This is a genomic window from Allobosea caraganae, from assembly GCF_003351345.1.
GTDB classification, from domain to species: domain Bacteria; phylum Pseudomonadota; class Alphaproteobacteria; order Rhizobiales; family Beijerinckiaceae; genus Allobosea; species Allobosea caraganae.
This window is the reverse complement of sequence record NZ_QQTO01000022.1, coordinates 458121-479493: the sequence shown is the minus strand read 5'-3', so window position 1 is coordinate 479493 and position 21373 is coordinate 458121. Positions and strand designations below refer to the sequence as shown.

Below are 21373 nucleotides of genomic sequence, written 5' to 3'. Positions count from 1 at the left end.
ATGGGTATCAACGCCACGCCAATGACTCAGTATAGAAATATTACGTTGGGTTAGATCGATGATTTGCTATCGTGTCAATTGCGTAAGCAGAAGTATGACATTCAATAAAGACGTATTTCGGATTCTAAAACTATAGATACATTATATTAAATGGTTTAAGTTGATGGGATGGGGGATATTTGTGCGGATTGTGTCCGCTTAAATTTGAAAGACAGGGATTTAAGCTGTAGGTTTAAGGCGAATGTTTTGCCTGCCTGCTGTGCCGACCGTCGTCGGCAAAAAGGCCGGGCTTGCGAGGCTTGCCTTGATCCGTCGCTCAGCATCCTCGCGAACGTCGACCGTCGCCGCTGCCCTGTCGTCCTGCCGCGGCGCGTTCATTGCGGTTGGCGCCTTCTCGGGCGTCATCAATGTCCTGATGCTGTCGGGCTCGCTCTACATGCTGCAGGTCTATGACCGCGTGCTGAGCTCGCGCAGCGTTCCGACCCTGATCGGCATTTCGCTGCTGCTGCTTGCGGCTTTCGCGCTGCAGGGCTTCCTCGATGCGGTCCGGCTGCGCATGCTGGCCCGGATCGGGGCGCATTTCGACGAGCAGGTCTCGCCGGCCGCCTTCGCCGCCGTGCAAAGGCTGTCCCTGCTCGGCGCGCGCTCCGAGCAGTCGATGCAATTGATCCGCGACCTCGATCAGGTCCGGGGCTTCCTCGCCTCGCTGGGGCCGACCGCCCTGTTCGACATGCCGTGGATGCCGCTGTTCTTTCTCGGCTGTTTCCTGCTGCATCCCTGGCTCGGCTGGCTTGCGGTTTCCGGCGGCTGCGCGATCCTGCTTCTCACCTACCTGACCGAACTGGGCACCCACGAGGCGAACAAGGCCCAGATGGCCAGCGGCGCCAACCGCTATGCCATTGCCGAGGCCAGCCGCCGCAATGCCGAGGCCTTGACCGCGATGGGCATGGCGCCGGCCTTCCAGCGCAAATGGCGCGAGGCCAATCTGCGGCACGTTCGCGATTGGCTCGCCGGCTCCGACGCGACGAGCGGGCTCGGCTCCTTCGCCAAGATCTTCCGCCTGGCGCTCCAGTCGGCGGTGCTCGGCCTGGGTGCCTACCTTGCCATGCACGGCGATATCTCGGGCGGCTCCATGATCGCCGCCTCGATCATGACCTCGCGGGCCCTGGCGCCGATCGAGATCGCGGTGGCGCATTGGAAGGGCTTCGTCGCGGCCCGCCAGGGCATCACGCGCCTGCAGCAGGTGCTCGATGCGCCCGGCATGAGCGAGCGCGAGCGCACGGGCCTGCCGCCGCCGCGCCACGAGCTTTCGGTCGACAATTTGTTCGTCGCCGCTCCCGGGCGCCAGGCGCCGATCTTGCAGGGCGTCTCGCTGCGGCTCACCGCCGGGCAGGGCCTGGGGATCATCGGCCCGAGCGCATCCGGCAAGTCGACCCTGGTGCGCGCCCTGGTCGGCGTCTGGCAGCCGCTCAAGGGCGAGGTCCGGCTCGACGGAGCCGCGCTCGAGCAATGGGGCTCGGCCGAGTTCGGCCGCCATGTCGGCTATCTGCCGCAGGACATCGAGCTGTTCGACGGCAGTGTGGCCGAGAACATCGCCCGCTTCCAGGCCGAGGCCACGGATGAGGCGATCGTCGCGGCGGCGCGGGCGGCCGGCGCGCATGAGCTGATCCTCAAGCTGGAGAGCGGCTATGACACGCGCATCGGCGAGGGCGGCGCGGCTCTCTCGGGCGGCCAGCGCCAGCGCATCGGCCTGGCGCGGGCGCTCTTTGGCGAGCCCTTCCTGGTGGTGCTCGACGAGCCCAACTCCAACCTCGACCGCGACGGCGACGAGGCCTTGACCGTCGCGGTCAGGGGCGTGCGGGCGCGCGGCGGCCTCGTCATCGTCGTCACCCACCGCCAGACGGCGATCGCCGGCGTCGACCAGCTTGCGATGATGGCGGAGGGCCGCATCCAGGCGTTCGGCCCGAAGGAGGAGGTTCTGCAACGGGTGCTGCGGCAGGGCGGCCTGCCGGGCGCGAAGCGCCAGGGGGCGGTATCATGATGGCGGAAGGGGGCGGCGAGCGCTCGCAGTTCAAGAGCTCGCTCAGGAGCCTCGCCTTGTCCGGCGGCGCCGGCATCGCGTTGTTCGCCGGCACGGTCGGCGTCTGGGCGGTGACGACGACCCTGTCGGGCGCCGTGGTCGCCTCCGGCCAGTTCGTGGTAGACAGCAGCGTCAAGAAGGTCCAGCACCCGACCGGCGGGGTGGTCGGCGAGATTTTCGTGCGCGAGGGCGACCGCGTCGAGCGGGATGCGGTGGTCATCCGGCTCGACGACACCGTGACCCGCTCCAACCTCCAGGTCGTGCTCAAGCAGCTCGGCCAGTTTGCCGCCCGGCAGGCGCGGCTGCAGGCCGAGCGCGACGGCCGCGCCGCCATCATCGTCGCGCCTGAGCTGGCCGGCCGCCTCGCCGAGCCGGCCATCACCGAACTCGTCGCGGCCGAGCAGAGCCTGTTCGAGGCGCGCCGCGCCTCCCGCGACGGCCAGAAGGCGCAGCTCGCCAAGCGCGTCGACCAGCTTGCCGACGAGGTTCGCGGCCTGCGCGCCCAGCAATCGGCCCGCGACAGCCGGGCGGCCCTGATCGAGGAGGAGCTGCTCGGCGTCCGCGATCTCTACGCCAAGAGCCTGGTCGCGTTGAATCGCAAGACCGCGCTGGAGCGCGAGGCCGCCAGGCTCGAGGGACAGAAGGGCCAGCTCATCGCCTCCGTGGCGCAGTCCGAAGGCAAGATCGCGGAAACGCAGCTCCAGGTCATCCAGGTCGATGACAGCCTGCGCGAGGAGGTGATGAAGGAGCTGCGCGAGATTCAAGGGCGGAGCGCCGAGCTGGTCGAGCGCCGGATCGCGGCCGAGGACCAGTTGAAGCGGATCGACATCCGCGCGCCGAGCGCCGGCTTCGTCCACCAGCTCGCAGTCCACACGGTCGGCGGCGTGATCACGCCGGCCGAGCCCGCCATGCTGATCGTCCCGGCCGGGGATGCGCTCGAGGTCGAAGCCCGCGTCAATCCTCCCGATATCGACCAGATCGCGCTTGGCCGGCCGGCCCAGGTCAAGATCCACGCCTTCAACCAGCGCAGCACGCCCGAGCTCTCTGGCACGGTCGCGCGCATCTCGGCCGATACCAGCCGGGACCAGCAGGCCGGCGCGGATTTCTACACGATCCGCGTCTCGATATCGCCGGCGGAATTCGCCCGCATCGCACCGAACCGGGTCAGCGCCGGCATGAAGGCCGACATCTTCGTCAAGACCGACGACCGCACCCCGCTCCAGTACATCGTCAAACCCCTCGCCGATCAGATCGCGAAGGCGTTCAGGGAGCGGTAGGGACGCTTCCGGAGCTGTGCGGTTGCGGGTGAGCTGGACGAGATGAGGTTGACGTAATGTCTGCGTGGCCCGTGCAGGGGGATTGGCAGTCATGATTCCAATTCGATATGCCGATGAGCTTTCGGTAATTTAAAAGTATCTGAATTTATTTATTTCGATCAAAGAATTTTGGATGACAAGAACGGCAACGTAGATTTAAGTGTAATACTGATAGTCGGAAGATATTATATCAATATAAGGTTACGTAAGGAAAATAATGATCCAGAAAGTGGCGGAGTTATTTGACGGCATAGGCCGATCGTCATCCGAATAAAGGATGGACCGGTTAAAATTCAGTGCCATCATCACGCTGGGGTTTGGGTTGCTGATGGGCGCCAAAACAGCATCGCCGAATTTTCGCATGGGCAGAGCTGCACGCCGACGGCGCGCAGCCTCGAATGACTAACCGCGATAGCATCCAGGGAGAAGGCGATGGTCACTTACGTCGGAACGCTTGGTAGCGACATCTACACCGGCACTGATGCCGTCATGTACGGGTTGGATGGCAATGACAACCTCAGTGCCACCGCCGGCTCACACACATTGTATGGCGGTGAGGGCACCGACCGCTTGAATTTTCAAGACGGAACGAACTCCTACGGCGACATGTATGGCGGCAGCGGCGATGACAACTTGGATGCCGATGAATCGAGCTTCGCCGGCACTGACGACATGTATGGCGACGAAGGGAACGACGTCATATATGCCTATGCCGGTGCCGATCGCCTCGACGGAGGCCAGGGTAACGACCTGCTATATGCCGGCGCCGGCATAGACTACCTCTATGGCGGAGACGGCGGTGATACCCTTGATGGCGGCGCCGATGCGGACTCGCTCTATGGCGGCCGCGGCAACGATACTCTGCTCGGTGGGACCGGGGCCGACCTGATGATCGGCGGCGAGGGCGAGGACACCTACGAGGTCGACAATGTCGGCGACCGGGTGTTCGAGTTCGCCGGCCAGGGCATCGCCGACAAGGTCTTCGCCTATGTCGACTTCGCGCTTCCCGACGCCGTTGACAACCTGATCATGGGCGGCAACGCCGTCTACGGCACTGGCAGCAGCACCGACAACATCATCATCGGCAATGCGCAGAACAACGTCCTCCAGGGCGGCGCCGGCTACGACACGCTCACGGGCGGGGCTGGCTCCGACCTGTTCGTGGTCAGGCCCGGCTTCGGCGTCGACGTGATCACCGACTTCGTCGCCGGCGCCGGCACGCCGGATGCGGTCGTCTTCTCCACCGCGCTGTTCCAGAGCTTCGCCCAAGTCTACGCCAACTCGGCCCAGGTCGGCGCCGACACCTGGATCGGCGACGGCTACGGCAACACCGTCGTGCTCCAGAACGTCAACCGCGCCGCGCTCCACGCAAACGATTTCGGCTTCGTCTGACGCGCGTCTGGACGGCTCCCCGGGCGGGCGTTTCGTCCGCCCGGTCTTGATCGCGCTCGCGGTTAGCCGGCCAATGTGCCGCGCTTGTCTGTTCCCTCGATGGGAGGGTTGCATCGGCGCAACTAGAGATTGAGCGTGACAGCAAAAGAAAACCCTGTATCACTGAGGCCAAGATCAAATCTCACTTTGTGATACGGAGCGGTATTATGCCTACGCTTTATGGCGGTGACGCTAATGAAATATCGGATCACTTAGACTATGATTGGTATTATATGGGTAACGGAGACGATGTCGTTTTCGCTGCTTATGGGTCGTATAACTATTTTGAAGGCGGGTGGGGTGACGATTATATTTCTGTAGACCCGGCGGCTGCCGGATTAGACATTGATGCTTACGGTGGCAATGGAGATGATTGGCTGCAAGGTGGGGCAGAGATCGACTACCTCTACGGAGGTCTCGGCGACGATTTCCTAGTGGGTGGGCCCGCCGCGGCCGATTCGGGCGACTACCTGGAGGGCGGTCAAGGTCGGGACGCCCTGTATGGCGGCGCCGGCAGCGATCATATCTATGGGGGCGATGGTGATGACGGCGGCACGGATATCGTCGTTGCCCTCGGCGGCGTCGTCGCTTCCGGACTCTACGGCGGAGCGGGCATAGACTATCTTGAGGGCGGTATCGGCAACGACAAGCTCGACGGCGGCGCTGATTCGGATTGGCTCGATGGCGGCGTCGGCGACGACGTCCTGCTCGGCGGAACCGGAGCCGACGTGATGCTCGGCGGCAGCGGAAACGACACCTACGAAGTCGACGACATCTCGGACATCGCCTTCGAATTCGCGGGTGGCGGCGTCGCCGACAAGGTCTTCGCCTATGTCAACTTCGCGCTTCCCGATGCCGTCGACAACCTGATCATGGGCGGCAACGCCGTCTACGGCACCGGCAATGCGACCGACAACATCATCATCGGCAACGCCCAGAACAACGTCATCCAGGGCGGCGCCGGCTATGACACGCTGACCGGCGGCGCTGGCTCGGATCTGTTCCTGGTCAGGCCCGGCTTCGGCGTGGATGTGATCACCGACTTCGTCGCCGGTGCGGGCTCGCCGGATGCCGTGGTCTTCTCCTACTCCGTGTTTTTGAGCTTCGCCCAGGTTTACGCGAACTCGGCCCAGGTCGGCGCCGATACCTGGATCGGAGATGGCAAGGGCAACACCGTCGTGCTGCAGAACGTGCTGCGCACCTCCCTGCATGCGAACGATTTTGGCTTTACGTTTTAAAGCGCTTATCCTGACGTGCTTGGTTATGACGCCGCCGCCGGCGTGGTCCGATGGCGTCGCGTTCGGATGATGTGCCTGGCCTCGTGAACGGGCGACCCGGTGGCGCAGCATGAGCTGCGCCACCGCCGCATCGCATGTGCCGACCACCGCGCAGCTCGCGGTAGAATCACCAGTATCCGGTCTTTTCGGGCGTAGATGATCAGATTTTAGATTATAAGTATTTGAGGTGATAAACATCTATTTGATGACGTAAGGTTATGTATGTAGTATAAAGTATATAAAATCTGGACAAAATAGACCTTTTCTGCTATCTCGGCGGCTGTTCTGTTAAAAAATGCTTTGAGAAGCGCAATTCTATGCGTCTGAATGTTTCCTTCAGGGCCGGGGTATCGCGCGCTCTCTTTGAGAGAGGGGCTCAGCTCCCTCTCGCCGGAGGCGAGCCGGCCCATTCGTTGCGCGCGAGCGGCGCGGGCGCGGGGAGCGTTGCTCCTTCAGGGCTCTCCCTCTATCGGCGCATCGGCCGCCGTGGCCTCAGGTGGCTCCGTCCTGTTGTCCTGCCGCTGCTGACGCGCCTGCAGGGGCGCGTGACGGCGGGCGTCGAAGCGTCGCAATTCGCCCAGCAGCAAACCCTGGCAATCGCGACGCTGCTGGCGGGAAAACAGGAGATGCTGGATGTCGTTGGCCAGTATTCCCGGGAGACTAACGAGGCTCTGCGAGTCCTGACGCAAAGGTTGGCCCAGGTCGAGGCGAGCGCGAGTGGTGCCGCTACCGGCCTCGCCAGGGTCGAAACGACCGCGGGCGCGACCGCCGCCGGCCTGGCCAGGGTCGAAGCGACCGCAGGCGCCACCGCCGCCGGCCTGGCCAGGGTCGAGAACTATGCCGGCCAGTTGCTCCGGTCGCGTGCGGTGCCCCTGGGCACCGAAGTTCTGTGCAGGACGTCCTTCGGCTGGCTCCTGGTGCCGGCGGAGGATCTGCGCCTCGTATCGACCATGGTCGAAGTCGGGGATGCGTTCGAGCCCGGCACCTCCCTCGTTCTGCAGCGGATGCTTGGGCCCGGTGATCAGGCCGTGGACGTCGGCGCCAATATCGGCTCGCTGACCCTCGTGATGGCGGCGTCCGTGGGCACGGGCGGCAAGGTCGTGGCGTTCGAGCCGACCCCGCGTTGCGCCGACCTGCTGCGCCGGACCATCGCCCTCAAGGGCGCCGAGGGCGCCGTGACGATCGTCCAATGCGCCATCGGATCCGCCGAGGCGACGGCCAAGCTCCACCTGGGCTTGACCTCGTCCCATAACAGCCTCCTGCCGCTCGCGGATGGGGAGGGCGGCATCGAGGTCCCGGTCAGGACGCTCGATTCCGCCCTGCCGGACGGCATGCATCCCAAGCTCGTCAAGGTCGATGTCGAAGGGATGGAGCTGGAGGTCCTGCGCGGGATGCCGCGCCTGCTGGAATCGACGCCGGGCCTTGCGATGATCGTCGAGTTCGGTGCCTCTCATCTCGAGCGGCTCGGCATGGACCCCGCCGGCTGGCTTGGCGCCTTTGCCGAGCATGGCTTTCGCCCCTGGGAGATCAGCGAGGGCGACGGCAGCATTCGGGCGATCGTCCCCTCGGATCTCGACGGCGTCTTCTCGGTCAATCTCCTGATGCTGCGCCGCCCGCCATCCGATTGGCCCAAGCTGGTCGTGCGCACATGACGCCGCTCGTCATCCTTGGAGCGGGCGGGCATGGCCGTGTCGTGCATGAGCTTGTCTCCGCCCTCGGCGGCTTCTCGATCGTCGGGTTCCTCGATATCGGCGTGCAGCAGTCGTCTCTGCATCGCTCGCCGATTTTGGGTGGCGACGATCTCCTGCCGCAACTCTGGTCGCAGGGCGTCCGCCACGCCTTTGTCGCCCTGGGGCAGAACCGGCTGCGGCAGCAGGTCGGGGCGAAGGTCCGGGCGTTGAATTTTGGCCAGCCCTGCCTCGTTCATCCCTCAGCCTTCGTCGCGCCAAGCGCGAGGCTCGGGGACGGCGCGCTCGTGATGGCCCGGGCCGTGCTGGGCACGGATGCGGCGCTGGGCGAGCATGCCATCCTCAACACGGGTGCGATCGTCGACCATGACGGCATGCTGGCAGACGCATGCCACGTCGCCCCGGGCTGCGCCCTGGCGGGGCAGGTCACGGTCGGCGCCAGGACGCTGGTCGGCGTGGGCTCGTCCGTCAGGCCCGGAATCACGATCGGGGCGGACGTCGTCATTGGCGCCGGATCTGCCGTGGTCTCCGACCTGCCCGATGGCGTTTGGGTCGGGGGCGCCCCGGCGAAGCTGCTGCGGAAGCCGTCATGACCGCCTCGCCTCAACGCATCGCGTTGATTTCGTCCGCAGTGCCTCCCGTCGAGGGCGGGTACCGCTTCGTCGTCGAAGGGCTGGAGGAGGAGCTTCGGGCGCGCGGCCACCTCGTCGAGACCATCTATGTCCCGAGTTCGGATGACCCGGAGACGGTCCTGGATCAGATGCTCGCCTTTCAGATGATCGAGCTTGAAAGCCATTTCGATCTCGTCGTCACGTTCCGCGCCCCGTCCCACATGGTGCGGCACAGCCGGAAGATCTGCTGGTTCATCCACCACCAGCGCATGTTCTACGATCTGTGGGGAGACCCGCAGCACAGCTCGCTGCCGGACAACGCCCAGTACAGGGGCTTGCGCGACGCGGTGCGCGCGGCGGACACGGCCGCCCTTGCCGGCGCCCGGCGCCTGTTTGCGAATAGCCAGGCCGCCGCGGATGGGCTGAAGACGTTCAATGGTCTGGACAGCGAGGTTCTCTACCCTCCCGTGGCCGCCCCGGAGCCGGAGCGGCGTATCGCCGAGTCGGGCATCGGCTGGGATGCCGTGATCGGGCGGCTGCTGGCATGAAGGTGCTCGTCCTCAACAGCCGGGTGCCGTTCGTGCGCGGAGGCGCCGAGGCCCTGTCGCGCGAGCTCGTCCTCCAGCTTCGCATGGCCGGGCACGAGGCCGAGGAGATGCGGATTCCGTTCTCATGGAACCCGGCCGAGCGGCTCGTCGACGAGATGCTGATCGCCCGCAACCTGCGGATCGAGAATGTCGACCGCGTGATCGCGCTGAAATTCCCCGTCTACCTGGTTCCGCATCCCAACAGGGTCGTCTGGCTGCTCCATCAATACCGGCAGGCCTACGACCTCTTTGACGCCGGCATGTCGAACATTCCCGACGACGCGTCGGGAGAGGCGATCCGCGGCGCGATCCGGCTGGCGGATGAGGAGGCCTTCCGCTCGGCGCGGCGCCTGTTCGCGATATCGGAGGCGGCCAAGCGCCTGTCCCGCTACCACGGGATCGAAGCCGAGGTCCTGTCTGCTCCGCTCAACGACCCCGAGCTGTTCGCGGGCGGCCCGAGCGAGGATTTCGTCTTCGCCGGCGGTCGGGTGAACGCGGCCAAGCGCCAATCGCTTTTGATCGAGGCGCTTCGCCATGCTCCTGGCGTCAGGCTGGTGATCGCAGGCCCGCCTGACGATCCGGCGATATCGGCCGATCTGGTTCAGCTCGCGCGCCGTCATGGCGTGGAAGATCGCGTGACGCTCGATCTCCGCTATCTGCCGAAGGAGGATATCGCCTCCCTGGTCAACAGGTGCCGCGCGTCGGCCTATATTCCGTTCGATGAGGACAGTGTAGGCTATGTAACGATGGAAGCTTTCCGTGCCGCGAAGCCCGTCATCACCACGACGGATTCAGGCGGGGTTCTTGATATCGTCAAGAACGGGCGGAGCGGATTGGTTGTAGAGCCGACGGCTGAGGCCTTGGGCGCGGCGATGACTGCGCTCGTCTCGAATCGAAGGCAGGCGCAAGAATTCGGCGAGGCGGGGCGGGACATCCTCGATGCCTGCAATTTCACCTGGGAAACAACGCTGAAGAAGTTGTTGGCATGATGCTGAGAATCGCTTGGCTCAGTCCCTGGAATACGAAATCGGCGATCGCGACCTTCGGCGCGCCCCTGGTCGCGGAGTTGCGGCGGCGCGGGCATGAGGTCTCCGTCTTCCGCACGGAGGTCGGCGCCGCGGCCGAAATTCCGAGCCGGTGCGATTCCGCTCCGGTGCGGATGCTGGGCGCTACGTCTCCGCAACAGCTGCGGGCGGATTTCGACGGCGTCATCGCCAATATCGGCAATAATTTTTCCTATCACGGCGCGCTTCCCGACCTGATGGACCGCCTGCCGGTGCTGGGGATCTTTCACGACGGCTTCCTGGCGCACCTGGCTGACGTCTGGGCGGAGGATTGGCTGCCGGCCTCGCAATCGCCGCGGCGGCTTGCCGAGGCCGTCTACGGCGCCGGCAACGGCGGGGCCGCGGAGTTCTGGCTGCCGCTGGAGCAGATGGTCACTGAGCGGCCCATGCTCGAATGGCTCGCTCCGATGGTCTCGGGAGCGGTGGTTCACTCGCATGGCTGGGCCGGCCGGCTGCGCGCGGCCTGTTCGGGCGCTGTGACGGTCCAGCCTTTGACCATGCCCGACGACGGCATGCCCGAGCCGCCGCAGCCCGGGCCGACGCTCGTCGTCGCAACGATCGGCGACGTGAACCCCAATAAGCAGGCCGACCAGGTCCTCCGCGCGATAGCGAGCCGGCCGGACCTGAAGGCGCATTGCCAGTACCGCCTGATCGGAGAAGTCGGGGCCAATCAGCGGACGTGGCTCGAGGGGCTCGCGGCCGAGCTCGGGATCGCGCCGCCGCGCTTCACCGGCTGGATCGACGACGACGCGCTGAAAAACGAGATGAGATCGGTCGATGTCGTCTGCTGCCTGCGCAACCCCATCATCGAAGCGGGTTCGGCCTCGCTGATCACGGGCATGCGTTCCGCTCGTCCGGTGCTGGTGTCCAACCACGGCGTCTACGCCGATGTCCCGGCCGATCTCGTCCTGCGCTGCGAGCCTGGGCGAGAGGCGGCGGACGTGGCCCGCCACCTGACCGCGATCCTGGCCGATCGCGCCGCCGCCGCCGCGATGGGGCGGCGCGCCAGGGCCTATGTCCGGGAGACGAACTCGGCGGAGCGCTATGTCGACGGGCTCCTGCCCGCCTTGGCCGCGGCAAACGCCGCCGCCCCCGCGATCGGCCTGGCGCGGCGCCTCGGGCGTCAGTTCGGAGAGCTCGGCATGTCGCCGGACTCCCCGCAAGGCCAGCGGCTCATGGCTGCCCTATCGGATATGTTTCAGACAGAGAGGCAGGAAAATGCCCGCGCTTCGTCCCATGCAAAGTAAAGCAGAACCGCGTCGCCGCATCCCGGTCTACAGGCCTGACCTGTCCGGACGCGAAAAGGAATACGTCGTCGATTGCCTGGATAGCACCTGGATATCCTCGATCGGCTCTTACATCGAACGCTTCGAGGCCTCCCTTGCCGACATCACGCGGGTTCCGCGCGCGATCAGCTTGTGCAACGGCACCGTAGCCCTTCATTTGGCGATCCATTGCCTCGATATCGGGCCGGGCGATGAGGTCATCGTCCCGAGCTTCACCTATATCGCGTCGGTCAACGCCATCGCCCAGACCGGGGCCATCCCGGTCTTCGCGGAGAGCCGGGCGCGCGACTGGCTGTTGGATCCCGCGGCGATCGAGCCGCTGATCACGGCGCGCACCCGCGCGATCATGCCCGTGCACCTCTATGGCGCGATCTGCGACATGCCGGCGATCATGGCGATCGCGGAGCGCCATGGCTTGAAGGTCATCGAGGATTGCGCGGAGTGCCTCGGGGCGTCCCTGAACGGCGTCCACCCCGGCGCCTTCGGCGATGTCGGGACATTCTCCTTCTTCGGGAACAAGACGATCACGACCGGCGAGGGCGGCGCGGTGGTGGCGCGCGATCCGGTCCTTGCCGCCCGCATGCGCAAGGTCAAGGGGCAGGGCCAGAGCCTGACCCGCCGCTACTGGCATGAGGAGCTCGGCTTCAACTACCGCATGACCAATATCGCCGCTGCGATCGGCCTCGCCCAGAGCGAGCGCCTTGGCGATATCCTGGCCCGGAAGCGGGCGCTCGCGGCCCGGTATCGCGCAGCGCTCGCGGCCTTCCCCGTCGAATTCCAGATTCCCGACCAGGGCGTCGAAAGCAGCGAATGGCTGGTCTCGATCCTGCTGCCCGACGCATGCGACCGCGAGCGCCTGATGGCCGACATGATGGCCGATGGCGTGGAGACGCGGCCTGTCTTCTACTGCGCGCATCTGATGCCGATGTACCAGCACCTGGCGGTTCGCCCGCTGCCGATCGCCGACAGCATCTCGCGGCGCGGCATTTCGCTGCCATCCTTCCCGGACCTCGGCGCCGAGGACCAGGACTATGTCGTCGCCAGCCTGCGGTCGGCTTTGGCGGCGCAAGGTTTCCTATCCTAGAGCATTATGCCCAAGCGGCTCACCAGCGCACGAAGCGCGGGAAGACCAGCGCTCCGAAGCCGGCCACCGCCGCCATGGCGAGCGGATACCAACTGGCCAGGAATGGCACTGCGTCGTCCGGGCAATGCAGGCTGTAGGCGACGGTCGCCAGGCCGGCGGAGGCGATGCCGGCGCTGAACCCGGTCAGGCGGCCATCGACCGGCGCGCCGCGGCGGGCCAGCACCAGCAGCGCCACGAAAGGGCAGATCGCGTAGAGTGGCACGGCGATGAGGCATGCCAGCCAGTAGCGGCCGAAGACCAGCGCGCTCCACTGCCCGGCCGGCGCCTGCGCCAGCGTGGCGAGCGCCCAGCCCACTACCAGCGCGAGCGGAACGGCCGCCAGCCAGAGCAGGTGGCCGCGCTTCAGCCCAGGCCGCAGGCTGCTCTGGAACACGCCGAGCGCAACCACCGCCACGCTCGCCCCGAGCGCAGCCTTGGCCAGGACCGGCAGCGTCATCCAGGCGCTGGCGAAGTCGTGCCGCGCGCCGAGCGTGACGAGCACGAGCCCGGCCGTGACCGCGAGCGCGGCGAGCGCCGCCAGCCAGGTCGCGCGGCGCAAGCCGCCGGTGTCCACCTTCTGGTGGCTCGCGGTCATGAGGGAGATCAGGTCGTCGGTCTGCATGTCTGATCTTGAAAATGCGCTCTGGTTGAACGGGAATTCGCGGCGAGCCGGCGAAAGGTTACGTCGGGCAGAAGGTTACGTGGGGGCGGGATCGCATGGGCTCAAGCCGGCCTCTTGCCGCGCTTCGACAGGAACTTGGCCATGGCCTGCAGGCCGCGATGGATCGCGACCTTGGCCGCCGTCTCGGTCATGCCCGCTGCATTCGCCGCCTCGGCTACGCTGGCGCCCTGGAGCTTGACCCGGTCGATCAGCCGGCGCGTGCGCTCCGGCAAGGCCTGCATGGCGCGCTCCAGGTCGAGCCTTGCGTCCGAGCCGCCGCTCTCGGGCGCGGCGAGCTGATAGGCCTCGTCGTCGATCGGCAGGTTGCCGGCGTGGCGGCCCGAGCGGCGCAAATGGTCGACCAGCTTGTAGCGCGCGATCGCATGGGCCCAGGCGGTGACAGGGCTCGCCGGATCGTAGGTGTGGCGCGAGAGGTGCAGCGCCAGCAGCGTCTCCTGCAGCACGTCCTCGGCCTCGCTCGCCTCGCTGCGGCCGGCGCGCGCCAGCATCTGCCTGAGATAGCCGCGCAGGCGGGCGCTGATCGCGTCGAGGAAAAGCCGGTAGGCCGCGGCGTCGCCGGCGAGCGCGGCGAGGAAGACGGGGCGCAGCTGCGTTTCGAGTTTGGCGAGCGACAAGGCGATGCGCTTTTCCGGATGGCGAGACGGAAATCGCTTATTCCGTCGCATGCCGGCATGGGGCTCACAAGCCCGTGACCGGGCGATGAAGCCGCCCCGCCATCCGGCTACGCTCGCGCATGCGAGGCGCTGTCCAAGACAGAGCACGCGGGAGGAGCCTGGGCATGGCGGCGGGATTGCGTTTCACGGTGGCGCTTGCGGCCGTTCTCGCCCTGTCCGGCCCTGCGCTGGCGCAACAGCCGAAACCCGTCGATTCCTGCCCGACTGAGGGCGGCTGCCAGGTCGAGGGCGGCCATTACCGCATCATCCTGCCGCAGCAGGCCGCCTCCGGGCAGCGCAGCGGCGCGATCATGTACTTCCACGGCTATCAGGGCTCGGCCGAGGAGACGGTCGCGGATCAGGCGCTGGTCGCGGTCGCCCAGCGTCTCGGCGTCGCGCTGATCGCCATGGACGGCATGGGCCATAGCTGGTCCTTTCCCGGCTCGCCGGCGCATAACCGCGACGAGTTCGCCTATGTCGGCCATGTGCTCGACGATGTCTCCGGGCGCTTTCCCGTCGATCCCGGCCGCATCATGGCGAGCGGCTTCTCGCAGGGCGGCTCGATGGTCTGGTACCTGGCCTGCCGGATGCCCCAGCGCTTCGCTGCCTTCGCGCCGATCGCCGGGGCCTTCTGGGAGCCGCTGCCGCATGATTGCACTGGGCCGCGCCCGAACCTGATCCATGTCCATGGCACCAGCGACACCACCGTGCCGCTGGCCGGCCGCTCGCTGCGCTTCGGCTACAGGCAGGGCGACGTCTTCAAGAGCCTCGCCATCCTGGCGCCCGGTGGCTGCACCGCGCCGTGGGCGGCAGAGGTCCAGCGCGCCGCGCCGCCTGAGACGCTGACCTGCCGGCTCGCCACGGATTGCGGCGGCCCGGCCCGACTCGAGCTCTGCCTGCATGCGGGCGGGCACATGGCCGATCCCGCCTGGGTCGAGCGCGCCTGGAGCCTCGCCATGCCGATCAGCGCGCCCGCCGCGACCGCGGGCGCGAAGCTCAATTTTCCGTGAGGGTGTAACCGAAGCGCCTGCCGGCGCGACCTCTCTCGCGGAGCCGCCAGAGCATGGCTTGTGCGAAAAAGTGGGAACCCGTTTTTCGCACAAGCCATGCTCCGCCTTTGAGCGGAATGCCGGGGAGAAGCCATGCGCCACGATACGAGTTCAGCGGAGAGGATTTCGGGAGCAGCCCCGGCCGATCTTGTTACAGGCGCCGATCTCCTCGCGGCGCGGCTCTCGGCGGCGGGCGCGACCCACGCCTTCGGTATCCCCGGCGGCGAGGTGCTGGCGCTGGTCGATGCGCTGGAGCGCGCCGGCATCCGCTTCCTGCTCGCCAAGCACGAGAACGCCGCCGGCTTCATGGCGGAGGGGCTCTGGCACACGACCGGCGCCCTGCCGATCCTCGTCGCGACGCTCGGGCCGGGCGTCGCCAACGCGGTCAACGTCGTCGCCAACGCCCGGCAGGACCGCGTGCCGCTGGTCTTCATCACCGGCTGCGTCGATCAAGCCCTGGCCGAGAGCTACACGCATCAGGTCTTCGACCATCAGGCCGTGCTGCGGCCGCTGGTCAAGGCGAGTTTTCGCGTTGCGCCGGGTACGGAAGACCTGGTCATCGAGAAGGCGCTCGCCATCGCCACCCGCGGCCGGCCCGGCCCGGTCCATATCGACCTGCCGATCTCGGTCGCCGAGGCGCGCACGGCGCGCCGCCCGCCACCAGCCATGCCGAGACAGCAGATCTCCATCCCGGCCGATCTCTCGACCGCCCGCTACCTGATTGCGAATGCCAGGAAGCCTCTGGTCATTGCTGGGCTCGACCTCGTCAACCAGGGCGGCGCAGCCGCGCTCGACCAATTCCTGACGCATACCGGCGCGCCGTTGTTGACCACCTACAAGGCCAAGGGGCTGGTGCCGGAGCATGACCCGCGCGTCGTCGGCGGCGTCGGCCTCTCGCCCAAAGCCGACGCGATCGTGCGCCCGCTGATCGACGCGGCCGATCTCATCGTGCTCGCCGGCTACGACCCGATCGAGATGCGGCAGGGCTGGCGCAACCCCTGGCCGGCCGGCAAGCGCGTCATCGACATCGTTGCCGAGGACATGCCGCACGGCATGCACGGCGCAAGCCTGCTTCTGGAGGGCGATGTCGGCGCGATCCTGACGCTGCTCGCCGATGGCAGGATGCCGGAGGGCGCCTGGCCGGATCGCGAGCCGGCGGCCATCCGCAAGATCGTTCGGCAGGCCTTTGCGGCGCCCTCCGCCTGGGGCCCGCATGCCGTGTTCGAGACCCTGCGCCAGGCCGCCCCGGCCGGCACGGTCGCAACAGCCGATTCCGGCGCGCACCGCATCCTGCTGAGCCAGGTCTGGGAGTGCGACGGGCCGCGCCGTCTGCTGCAATCGACCGGGCTCTGCACCATGGGCTGCGCCCTGCCGCTCGCGACCGGCGCGGCGCTAGGCTCGGGCCGGCCGGTGCTTTGCTTCACCGGCGATGCCGGGCTGGAGATGGTCCTCGGCGAGCTCGCGACCTTGCGCGACCTCAAGCTTCCCGTCGTCATTGCCGTCCTCGTCGACGAGAGCCTCGGCCTGATCGCGCTGAAGCAGCGCCAGCTCAACCTCAGGCGCACCGGCGTCGATTTCGGCGCGACCGATTTCGCCGCGGTGGCTCAGGCCATGGGCGGCCACGGCGTGGCGATCTCCGACCGCGACGGCCTGAAGCGCGAGGCGGAGGCGGCGTTCCGGCGCGACGGCTTCACGCTGCTCGCCTGCCGGATCGAGGCCAGGGATTACGAGGGAGCCTTCTGATGAGCCAATCCCACCAGAAGGAGAAGCGGCCGCGCGACGAGCGGCTCGACGTCTTCCGCGGCATGACCATGCTGATCATCTTCGTGGCGCACCTGCCGGAGAATAGCTGGAACGCCTTCATCCCCGCCCGCTTCGGCTTCTCCTCCGGCGCCGAGCTCTTCGTCTTCTGCTCCGGCGTCGCCAGCGCGCTCGCCTTCGGCAGCGTCTTCGTCAGGCGTGGATTGCTGCTCGGCGCGGCGCGCATCGCCTACCGCATCTGGCAGGTCTACTGGGCCCAGCTCGGCCTCGTGCTGGCGCTGATCGCGCTCGCGACCCTGCTCGACCGCGCCTTCGGCCTCGCCGAGCTGGCAAAGCAGTTCCCGCCGCTGCTGAGCGACCCCGAGAGCGCGCTGCTCGGCCTGGCGACCTTGACCTGGCAGCCGGATTATCTCGACATCCTGCCGATGTACCTCGTCATCCTGGCGCTGGTGCCGGTGATGATGGCGCTGCGGCGCCTCCACGCCGCACTGCCCTTCCTGCTGGCCGGGCTGCTCTATGCGCTGGTCTGGGCGGAAGGGCTCAACCTGCCCGGCAATCCCTGGAACGGCGCCGGCTGGTTCCTCAATCCCTTCGCCTGGCAACTCGTCTTCTTCATCGGCTTCTTCATCGCCATGAAATGGCTGCCGGTGCCGCGGCTCGGCGACACCAGGCTGATGCTGGCCGCGACCGCTTTCCTCGCGCTCTCCGTGCCGCTCTCCTTCTGGGGCATTTTGGAGCATTGGCCGGCGGCGCAGGCCCTGCGCGACCTGATCATCCCGGCGGCCGAGAAGAGCAACCTGCACATCCTGCGCGTGCTGCACTTCCTGGCGCTCGCCTATCTGGTGCTGAGCCTGATCGAGCCGTTCCGCGCGCGGCTCGACAGCGGCTTCGGTCATCTCCTCATCCTGATCGGCCGGCAATCGCTCGCGACCTTCCTGGCCGGCGTCGTGCTGGCCCGGCTCGCCGGCACCGCCGCCGACATGGCCGGGCGCAGCGAGCTCGTCGTCGCGCTGCTCAACCTCACCGGCTTCGCGCTGATCCTCGGCGTTGCCGTCGCGGTCGGCTGGTTCAAGAGTGCGCCCTGGAGCGGGCCGGCGACCAAAACAGAACTGCAAAAGCCTGAGCCGCAGCGGCAGGACGAGCCGGCCATGGCGGCGGCCCTGCCAACACGGGTCCGTGAAGCGAGTTGATCTCCGCTTGATCGGCCGCCTGCGAACTCCCTGATGAGCGCCTCGTTCGGGCGCTGCAATGGAGCAGCCTCATGTATCACGACCTCTCCGGCGACTGCGTCTCCGTCGCGAACGACACCGCAAGGCTTGCCTGGAACGACACGTTGGAGGCCCTGCTGGCCCATGCCGCAGCGACGCCCGAGCATCTCGCCCGCACCTTCGCGGCCGATCCGGATTTCGCCTTGGCCCATGCCGCCAAGGGCCTGATGCTGCTCTCGCTGGCGCGGCCCGAGCTGCTCGGCGCCGCCGGCGATTGCCTCGCCAAGGCGCAAGCCTCCATCGCGCTCCGCCCGGTGACGCGGCGCGAGCGCATGGTCACCGAGGCGCTGGCGCTCTGGCTGGCCGATGCCCCGCGCCAGGCGGCGCAGCGGCTGGAGACGATCCTCGAAGCGCATCCGTTCGACGTTCTCGCGCTGAAGCTCTCGCACGGCCTGCGCTTCATGCTCGGCGACCAGCCCGAGATGCTGGCGAGCCTGCGCCGCGTCGCGCCCGGCTTTGGCGAGGGCCACCCGCTCGCCGGCTATGTCAACGGCTGCTACGCCTTCGCGCTGGAGGAGCAGGGCTTCTATGCCGAGGCCGAGCGCGCCGGCCGTCGCGCCGTGCATCTGAGCCCGCGCGACGCCTGGGGTCGCCACGCCGTCGCCCATGTGCTGGAGATGACCGGCCGCGCCGACGAGGGCGTCGCCTGGCTCGGCGATGGCAGCAACTGGGCCCACGCCAACAATCTGCGCTTCCACATCGTCTGGCACCTCGCCCTGTTCCGGCTGGAGCGCGGCGAGACGGCCGAAGTGCTGCGGCTCTACGACGACGACATTCGCGGCGAGCAGACCGACGACTACCGCGACATCGCCAACGGCGCCTCGCTGTTGGCACGGCTCGACTATGCCGGCGTCGATGTCGGCGGCCGCTGGGAGGAACTGGCGGAGAAGGCGGAAGCGCGCATCCACGACGGCCGCCTCGTCTTCGCCGACCTGCACTATGCGCTCGCGCTGCTTGGCGCCGGCCATCATGACGGGGCCGAGACCATCGCCCGCTCCCTGGTCGAGCACGCCCATACCCATCCGAGCGGCGAGCGTCGCGCCGCCGCCCGCAACGGCGCGCTCGCGGCCTTCGGGCTGATCGCCTTCCGCGAGGGCGACTATGCCGAGGCCGCCCGCCTGCTCGGCGGCGCCCGCAACGGCCTCGTCGCGATCGGCGGCAGCCATGCCCAGCGCGACCTGTTCGAGCAGGCCTATGTCGAGAGCCTGATCCGCTCCGGCAGCCATGACCGGGCCGCCCGCATCCTGAGCGAGCGCCTCGCCCGCCGCGGCGGCTCCAACCTCTTCGCCGCCCGCCGGCTGGCGCAGCTGCGCAGCCGTCCCGCCGGCCGCGTCGCCGCGCTCGCCATTGCCGCGACGCCCCTCGCCATCGCCCACTGAACCCCAGAGACGGGAACCCACGCCATGACCACCGCAACCATGACCCGCAGCTTCGCCTTGCCTTCGTCCCGCACCGTGCTCAACCTCGCGCTTGGCGGCTTCGCCGCGCTCGGCTTCTGGGAGCTGTTCTCGGCCGTGCCGACCGCCTGGTTCGCCGAATACCCGCTGGAGCCGCCGGAGCTGGTCAAGTCGCTCTTCGCAAACCAGCTCGGCCTGACCATCTCGACGCCCACCGCCAAGTTGCTGCACTTCACCACGGGCTTCCTGCTCTACCCGCTCGGCTACTGGATCCTGACCCGCCGGGTGAAGAGCTTCGGCATGCCGGCCGATGGCTGGATCTGGGGCGTGATCACCTACTTCATCGCGCTCGGCTTCTTCGCGCCGCTGGCGGGCCAGCATTTCCTGCTCAACGACGTGCCGCGCCTCTCCTTCATGAGCCTCATCGGTCACGCGATCTACGGCTACCTCGCGGCCTATGTCTTCGAGATCCTCGAAGCGCGCCCGGCCTGAGCGTCACACCACAAGGGAGAAACGCCATGCTCGACAGGCGCAGTTTCATCCTGCTCGCCGGCGCGGCTTTTGCCGCGCCCGCCGCCCGGGCCGATGCCGGCCGCCCGGTCAACACGCTCGGCTCGACCGACGGCGTCGCGATCCGCGGCTACGACCCCGTTGCCTATTTCCGCGACGGCGGCCCGCGCCTCGGCAAGCCGGAATTCTCGGTGCGGCATGGCGGCGCCACCTGGCGCTTCGCCAGCGCCGAGCACAAGGCGCTGTTCGAGGCCGCTCCGGAGCGCTACCTGCCGGCCTATGGCGGCTTCTGCGCCTACGGCACCTCGCGGGGCTATCTCGTCAAGATCGAGCCGGAAGCCTGGTCCATCGTCGATGGCAGGCTCTACCTCAACTACGATACCGGCGTGCGCAAGACCTGGCTCGGCGCCACCAGGAAATACATCGCCCGGGCCGAGGCCGGCTGGCCGAACCTGACCGCGAAGGACATCCGCTAGAGCTGTTTCAACCGCCCCGCTGCGCCGTCGAGCCGCGGACGATCAGGGCTGGCGGCATGACCACGCGGGTCGGCGTCGTCTCCGGCGCGGCGATCAGCGCCAGCAAATGGTCGGCGGCCTCGAAGCCCATGCGGTAATGCGGGATGCGGATCGTCGTCAGCGGCGGGCGCATCCGGTCGGCGAAGGGCATGTCGTTGAAGCCGGTCACCGAGATGTCCTGCGGGCAATTGAGCCCGGCCTCCTCGATCGCGGTCAGGCAGCCGATGGCGAGCCAGTCATTGGCGGCGAGGATCGCGGTCGGGCCGCCGCCGGCCTCCAGGAGGTGGCGGGCGCAGCGATAGCCCTCGCGCTCGGAATAGGTCTCGGCCGCGACGAGCAGGCGCCCGTCGAAGCCGCGGGCGGCCTTGCGCGCGGCGGCGAGGAAGGCGTCGCGGCGGGCGACGCCGGTCGAGGTGTCCTGCGGGCCGGCGATATGGGCGATGCGCTCGTGCCCGAGCCCGGCGAGATGCGCGAACATCTCGCTGATGCCGCCGGCATCGTCGCCGATCACGGCGGTGACCGAGGCGTCGGCGATCTCGCGGTTCATCAGCACCACCGGCACCTTGCGGGCGAGCGCCTCGAGCTGCTCGGCATCTTCGAGATGGGCCGAGGCCAGGATCATGCCGTCGAGGCGCCGGTCGAGATAGGTGTCGATGATAGAGCGTTCCTTGGCCGGGCGGAAATCGGAATTGGCCAGGATGGCGCTGTAGCCCTCGGTGCTGAGCCGGTCCTCGATGCCGCGAAACATCGGCGGGAACATCGTGTTGGTCAGGTCGGGCACGATGACGCCGACCATGCGGCTGCGCTGCATGCGCAGGCTGGCGGCGATGGCGTTGCGGCTATAGCCCAGTTCGTCGGCGATGCGCCGGACGCGCTCGACCACCTCCGGCGAGAGCCGGCGCGACAGGTTCGGGTCGAGCGCGCGCGAGGCGGTCGACTGGTGCACCTTCGCGGCGGCCGCGACATCGCTCAATTTGGGTCCGCGGCTCACCGAATCCTCCTGACAGCCACCATAGCTAGCGCAAGCGCCGCAAACAGCAAGTGCATTCGATTGCACGATCCTTGCATTCAGGCT

Annotated in this window: 19 protein-coding genes; 16 read left to right on the top strand and 3 right to left on the bottom strand. The window is 67.4% G+C overall.

The genetic code is table 11. From position 1 onward, the window contains the following. Window positions 1-304: 304 nt before the first annotated feature. From DWF00_RS18645 to DWF00_RS18595, 10 genes are all read left to right on the top strand, one after another. Entirely contained in the window at window positions 305-2041 is a 1737-nt protein-coding gene (locus DWF00_RS18645) for a type I secretion system permease/ATPase (protein ID WP_245974050.1), read from the top strand. After that, window positions 2038-3357, top strand: coding sequence for an HlyD family type I secretion periplasmic adaptor subunit (locus DWF00_RS18640; RefSeq protein ID WP_245974049.1), 1320 nt, complete (start codon window positions 2038-2040; stop codon window positions 3355-3357). The genes DWF00_RS18645 and DWF00_RS18640 overlap by 4 nt, the downstream gene beginning before the upstream one ends. Before the next feature lie 471 nt (window positions 3358-3828). Continuing rightward, window positions 3829-4788, top strand: a complete 960-nt coding sequence (locus DWF00_RS18635) for a calcium-binding protein (protein ID WP_114829255.1) — start codon at window positions 3829-3831, stop codon at window positions 4786-4788. A gap of 206 nt (window positions 4789-4994) precedes the next feature. After that, entirely contained in the window at window positions 4995-6065 is a 1071-nt protein-coding gene (locus DWF00_RS18630) for a calcium-binding protein (protein WP_114829254.1), read from the top strand. A gap of 584 nt (window positions 6066-6649) precedes the next feature. After that, window positions 6650-7756 (top strand): FkbM family methyltransferase, encoded by a 1107-nt coding sequence (locus tag DWF00_RS18620; protein WP_147283689.1) that lies wholly within the window; start codon window positions 6650-6652, stop codon window positions 7754-7756. Next, on the top strand, window positions 7753-8385 hold the full coding sequence (locus DWF00_RS18615; protein ID WP_114829251.1) for an acetyltransferase: 633 nt from the start codon (window positions 7753-7755) through the stop codon (window positions 8383-8385). The genes DWF00_RS18620 and DWF00_RS18615 overlap by 4 nt, the downstream gene beginning before the upstream one ends. After that, window positions 8382-8951 (top strand): glycosyltransferase family protein, encoded by a 570-nt coding sequence (locus tag DWF00_RS18610; RefSeq protein WP_114829250.1) that lies wholly within the window; start codon window positions 8382-8384, stop codon window positions 8949-8951. Before DWF00_RS18615 ends, DWF00_RS18610 begins: the two co-directional genes overlap by 4 nt. After that, the gene (locus DWF00_RS18605; protein WP_114829249.1) at window positions 8948-9979 is read left to right on the top strand and encodes a glycosyltransferase family 4 protein; all 1032 of its coding nucleotides are present in this window, start codon (window positions 8948-8950) and stop codon (window positions 9977-9979) included. The genes DWF00_RS18610 and DWF00_RS18605 overlap by 4 nt, the downstream gene beginning before the upstream one ends. Continuing rightward, window positions 9976-11301: a glycosyltransferase gene (locus tag DWF00_RS18600; RefSeq protein ID WP_114829248.1), complete on the top strand. Its 1326-nt coding sequence runs from the start codon at window positions 9976-9978 to the stop codon at window positions 11299-11301. Before DWF00_RS18605 ends, DWF00_RS18600 begins: the two co-directional genes overlap by 4 nt. Next, window positions 11291-12424 carry a DegT/DnrJ/EryC1/StrS family aminotransferase gene (locus tag DWF00_RS18595; RefSeq protein WP_114829247.1) on the top strand — a complete coding sequence of 378 codons (1134 nt, stop codon included), beginning with the start codon at window positions 11291-11293 and terminating at the stop codon, window positions 12422-12424. Before DWF00_RS18600 ends, DWF00_RS18595 begins: the two co-directional genes overlap by 11 nt. A 19-nt stretch (window positions 12425-12443) precedes the next feature. Here the strand turns inward: DWF00_RS18595 and DWF00_RS18590 are convergent, their stop codons facing one another. Next, on the bottom strand, window positions 12444-13085 hold the full coding sequence (locus tag DWF00_RS18590; protein WP_114829246.1) for an NrsF family protein: 642 nt from the start codon (window positions 13083-13085) through the stop codon (window positions 12444-12446). 101 nt (window positions 13086-13186) lie between these two features. After that, complete coding sequence (locus tag DWF00_RS18585) at window positions 13187-13759, bottom strand: sigma-70 family RNA polymerase sigma factor (RefSeq protein WP_245974047.1); 573 nt, start codon at window positions 13757-13759, stop codon at window positions 13187-13189. 164 nt (window positions 13760-13923) lie between these two features. Between DWF00_RS18585 and DWF00_RS18580 the strand changes: the two genes are divergently transcribed. The 6 genes from DWF00_RS18580 to DWF00_RS18555 all read left to right on the top strand — a co-directional run bounded on the left by DWF00_RS18580 (window position 13924) and on the right by DWF00_RS18555 (window position 20259). After that, window positions 13924-14808, top strand: a complete 885-nt coding sequence (locus tag DWF00_RS18580) for a CE1 family esterase (protein WP_181832626.1) — start codon at window positions 13924-13926, stop codon at window positions 14806-14808. 132 nt (window positions 14809-14940) lie between these two features. Then, on the top strand, window positions 14941-16590 hold the full coding sequence (locus tag DWF00_RS18575) for a thiamine pyrophosphate-binding protein (protein ID WP_114829243.1): 1650 nt from the start codon (window positions 14941-14943) through the stop codon (window positions 16588-16590). Further along, on the top strand, window positions 16590-17798 hold the full coding sequence (locus DWF00_RS18570) for an OpgC family protein (protein WP_114829242.1): 1209 nt from the start codon (window positions 16590-16592) through the stop codon (window positions 17796-17798). The genes DWF00_RS18575 and DWF00_RS18570 overlap by 1 nt, the downstream gene beginning before the upstream one ends. Before the next feature lie 71 nt (window positions 17799-17869). After that, window positions 17870-19255: a tetratricopeptide repeat protein gene (locus DWF00_RS18565; RefSeq protein WP_114829241.1), complete on the top strand. Its 1386-nt coding sequence runs from the start codon at window positions 17870-17872 to the stop codon at window positions 19253-19255. A gap of 24 nt (window positions 19256-19279) precedes the next feature. Further along, window positions 19280-19765, top strand: coding sequence for a hypothetical protein (locus DWF00_RS18560; protein WP_114829240.1), 486 nt, complete (start codon window positions 19280-19282; stop codon window positions 19763-19765). A gap of 26 nt (window positions 19766-19791) precedes the next feature. Beyond that, the gene (locus tag DWF00_RS18555; RefSeq protein ID WP_114829239.1) at window positions 19792-20259 is read left to right on the top strand and encodes a YHS domain-containing (seleno)protein; all 468 of its coding nucleotides are present in this window, start codon (window positions 19792-19794) and stop codon (window positions 20257-20259) included. A gap of 7 nt (window positions 20260-20266) precedes the next feature. Here DWF00_RS18555 and DWF00_RS18550 read toward each other — a convergent pair whose 3' ends face one another. Continuing rightward, window positions 20267-21289, bottom strand: a complete 1023-nt coding sequence (locus tag DWF00_RS18550) for a LacI family DNA-binding transcriptional regulator (RefSeq protein ID WP_147283688.1) — start codon at window positions 21287-21289, stop codon at window positions 20267-20269. Between the last annotated feature and the right edge of the window lie 84 nt (window positions 21290-21373).

Excerpts from the sequence above, each read along its gene's own strand:
- DWF00_RS18565 (WP_114829241.1), top strand. The coding sequence starts at position 17,870 with ATGTATCACGACCTCTCCGGCGACTGCGTCTCCGTCGCGAACGACACC.
- DWF00_RS18600 (WP_114829248.1), top strand. The coding sequence starts at position 9,976 with ATGATGCTGAGAATCGCTTGGCTCAGTCCCTGGAATACGAAATCGGCG.
- DWF00_RS18555 (WP_114829239.1), top strand. The coding sequence starts at position 19,792 with ATGCTCGACAGGCGCAGTTTCATCCTGCTCGCCGGCGCGGCTTTTGCC.
- DWF00_RS18630 (WP_114829254.1), top strand. The coding sequence starts at position 4,995 with ATGCCTACGCTTTATGGCGGTGACGCTAATGAAATATCGGATCACTTA.
- DWF00_RS18575 (WP_114829243.1), top strand. The coding sequence starts at position 14,941 with ATGCGCCACGATACGAGTTCAGCGGAGAGGATTTCGGGAGCAGCCCCG.
- DWF00_RS18570 (WP_114829242.1), top strand. The coding sequence starts at position 16,590 with ATGAGCCAATCCCACCAGAAGGAGAAGCGGCCGCGCGACGAGCGGCTC.
- DWF00_RS18615 (WP_114829251.1), top strand. The coding sequence starts at position 7,753 with ATGACGCCGCTCGTCATCCTTGGAGCGGGCGGGCATGGCCGTGTCGTG.
- DWF00_RS18640 (WP_245974049.1), top strand. The coding sequence starts at position 2,038 with ATGATGGCGGAAGGGGGCGGCGAGCGCTCGCAGTTCAAGAGCTCGCTC.
- DWF00_RS18610 (WP_114829250.1), top strand. The coding sequence starts at position 8,382 with ATGACCGCCTCGCCTCAACGCATCGCGTTGATTTCGTCCGCAGTGCCT.
- DWF00_RS18605 (WP_114829249.1), top strand. The coding sequence starts at position 8,948 with ATGAAGGTGCTCGTCCTCAACAGCCGGGTGCCGTTCGTGCGCGGAGGC.
- DWF00_RS18635 (WP_114829255.1), top strand. The coding sequence starts at position 3,829 with ATGGTCACTTACGTCGGAACGCTTGGTAGCGACATCTACACCGGCACT.
- DWF00_RS18590 (WP_114829246.1), bottom strand. The coding sequence starts at position 13,085 with ATGCAGACCGACGACCTGATCTCCCTCATGACCGCGAGCCACCAGAAG.
- DWF00_RS18595 (WP_114829247.1), top strand. The coding sequence starts at position 11,291 with ATGCAAAGTAAAGCAGAACCGCGTCGCCGCATCCCGGTCTACAGGCCT.
- DWF00_RS18560 (WP_114829240.1), top strand. The coding sequence starts at position 19,280 with ATGACCACCGCAACCATGACCCGCAGCTTCGCCTTGCCTTCGTCCCGC.
- DWF00_RS18580 (WP_181832626.1), top strand. The coding sequence starts at position 13,924 with ATGGCGGCGGGATTGCGTTTCACGGTGGCGCTTGCGGCCGTTCTCGCC.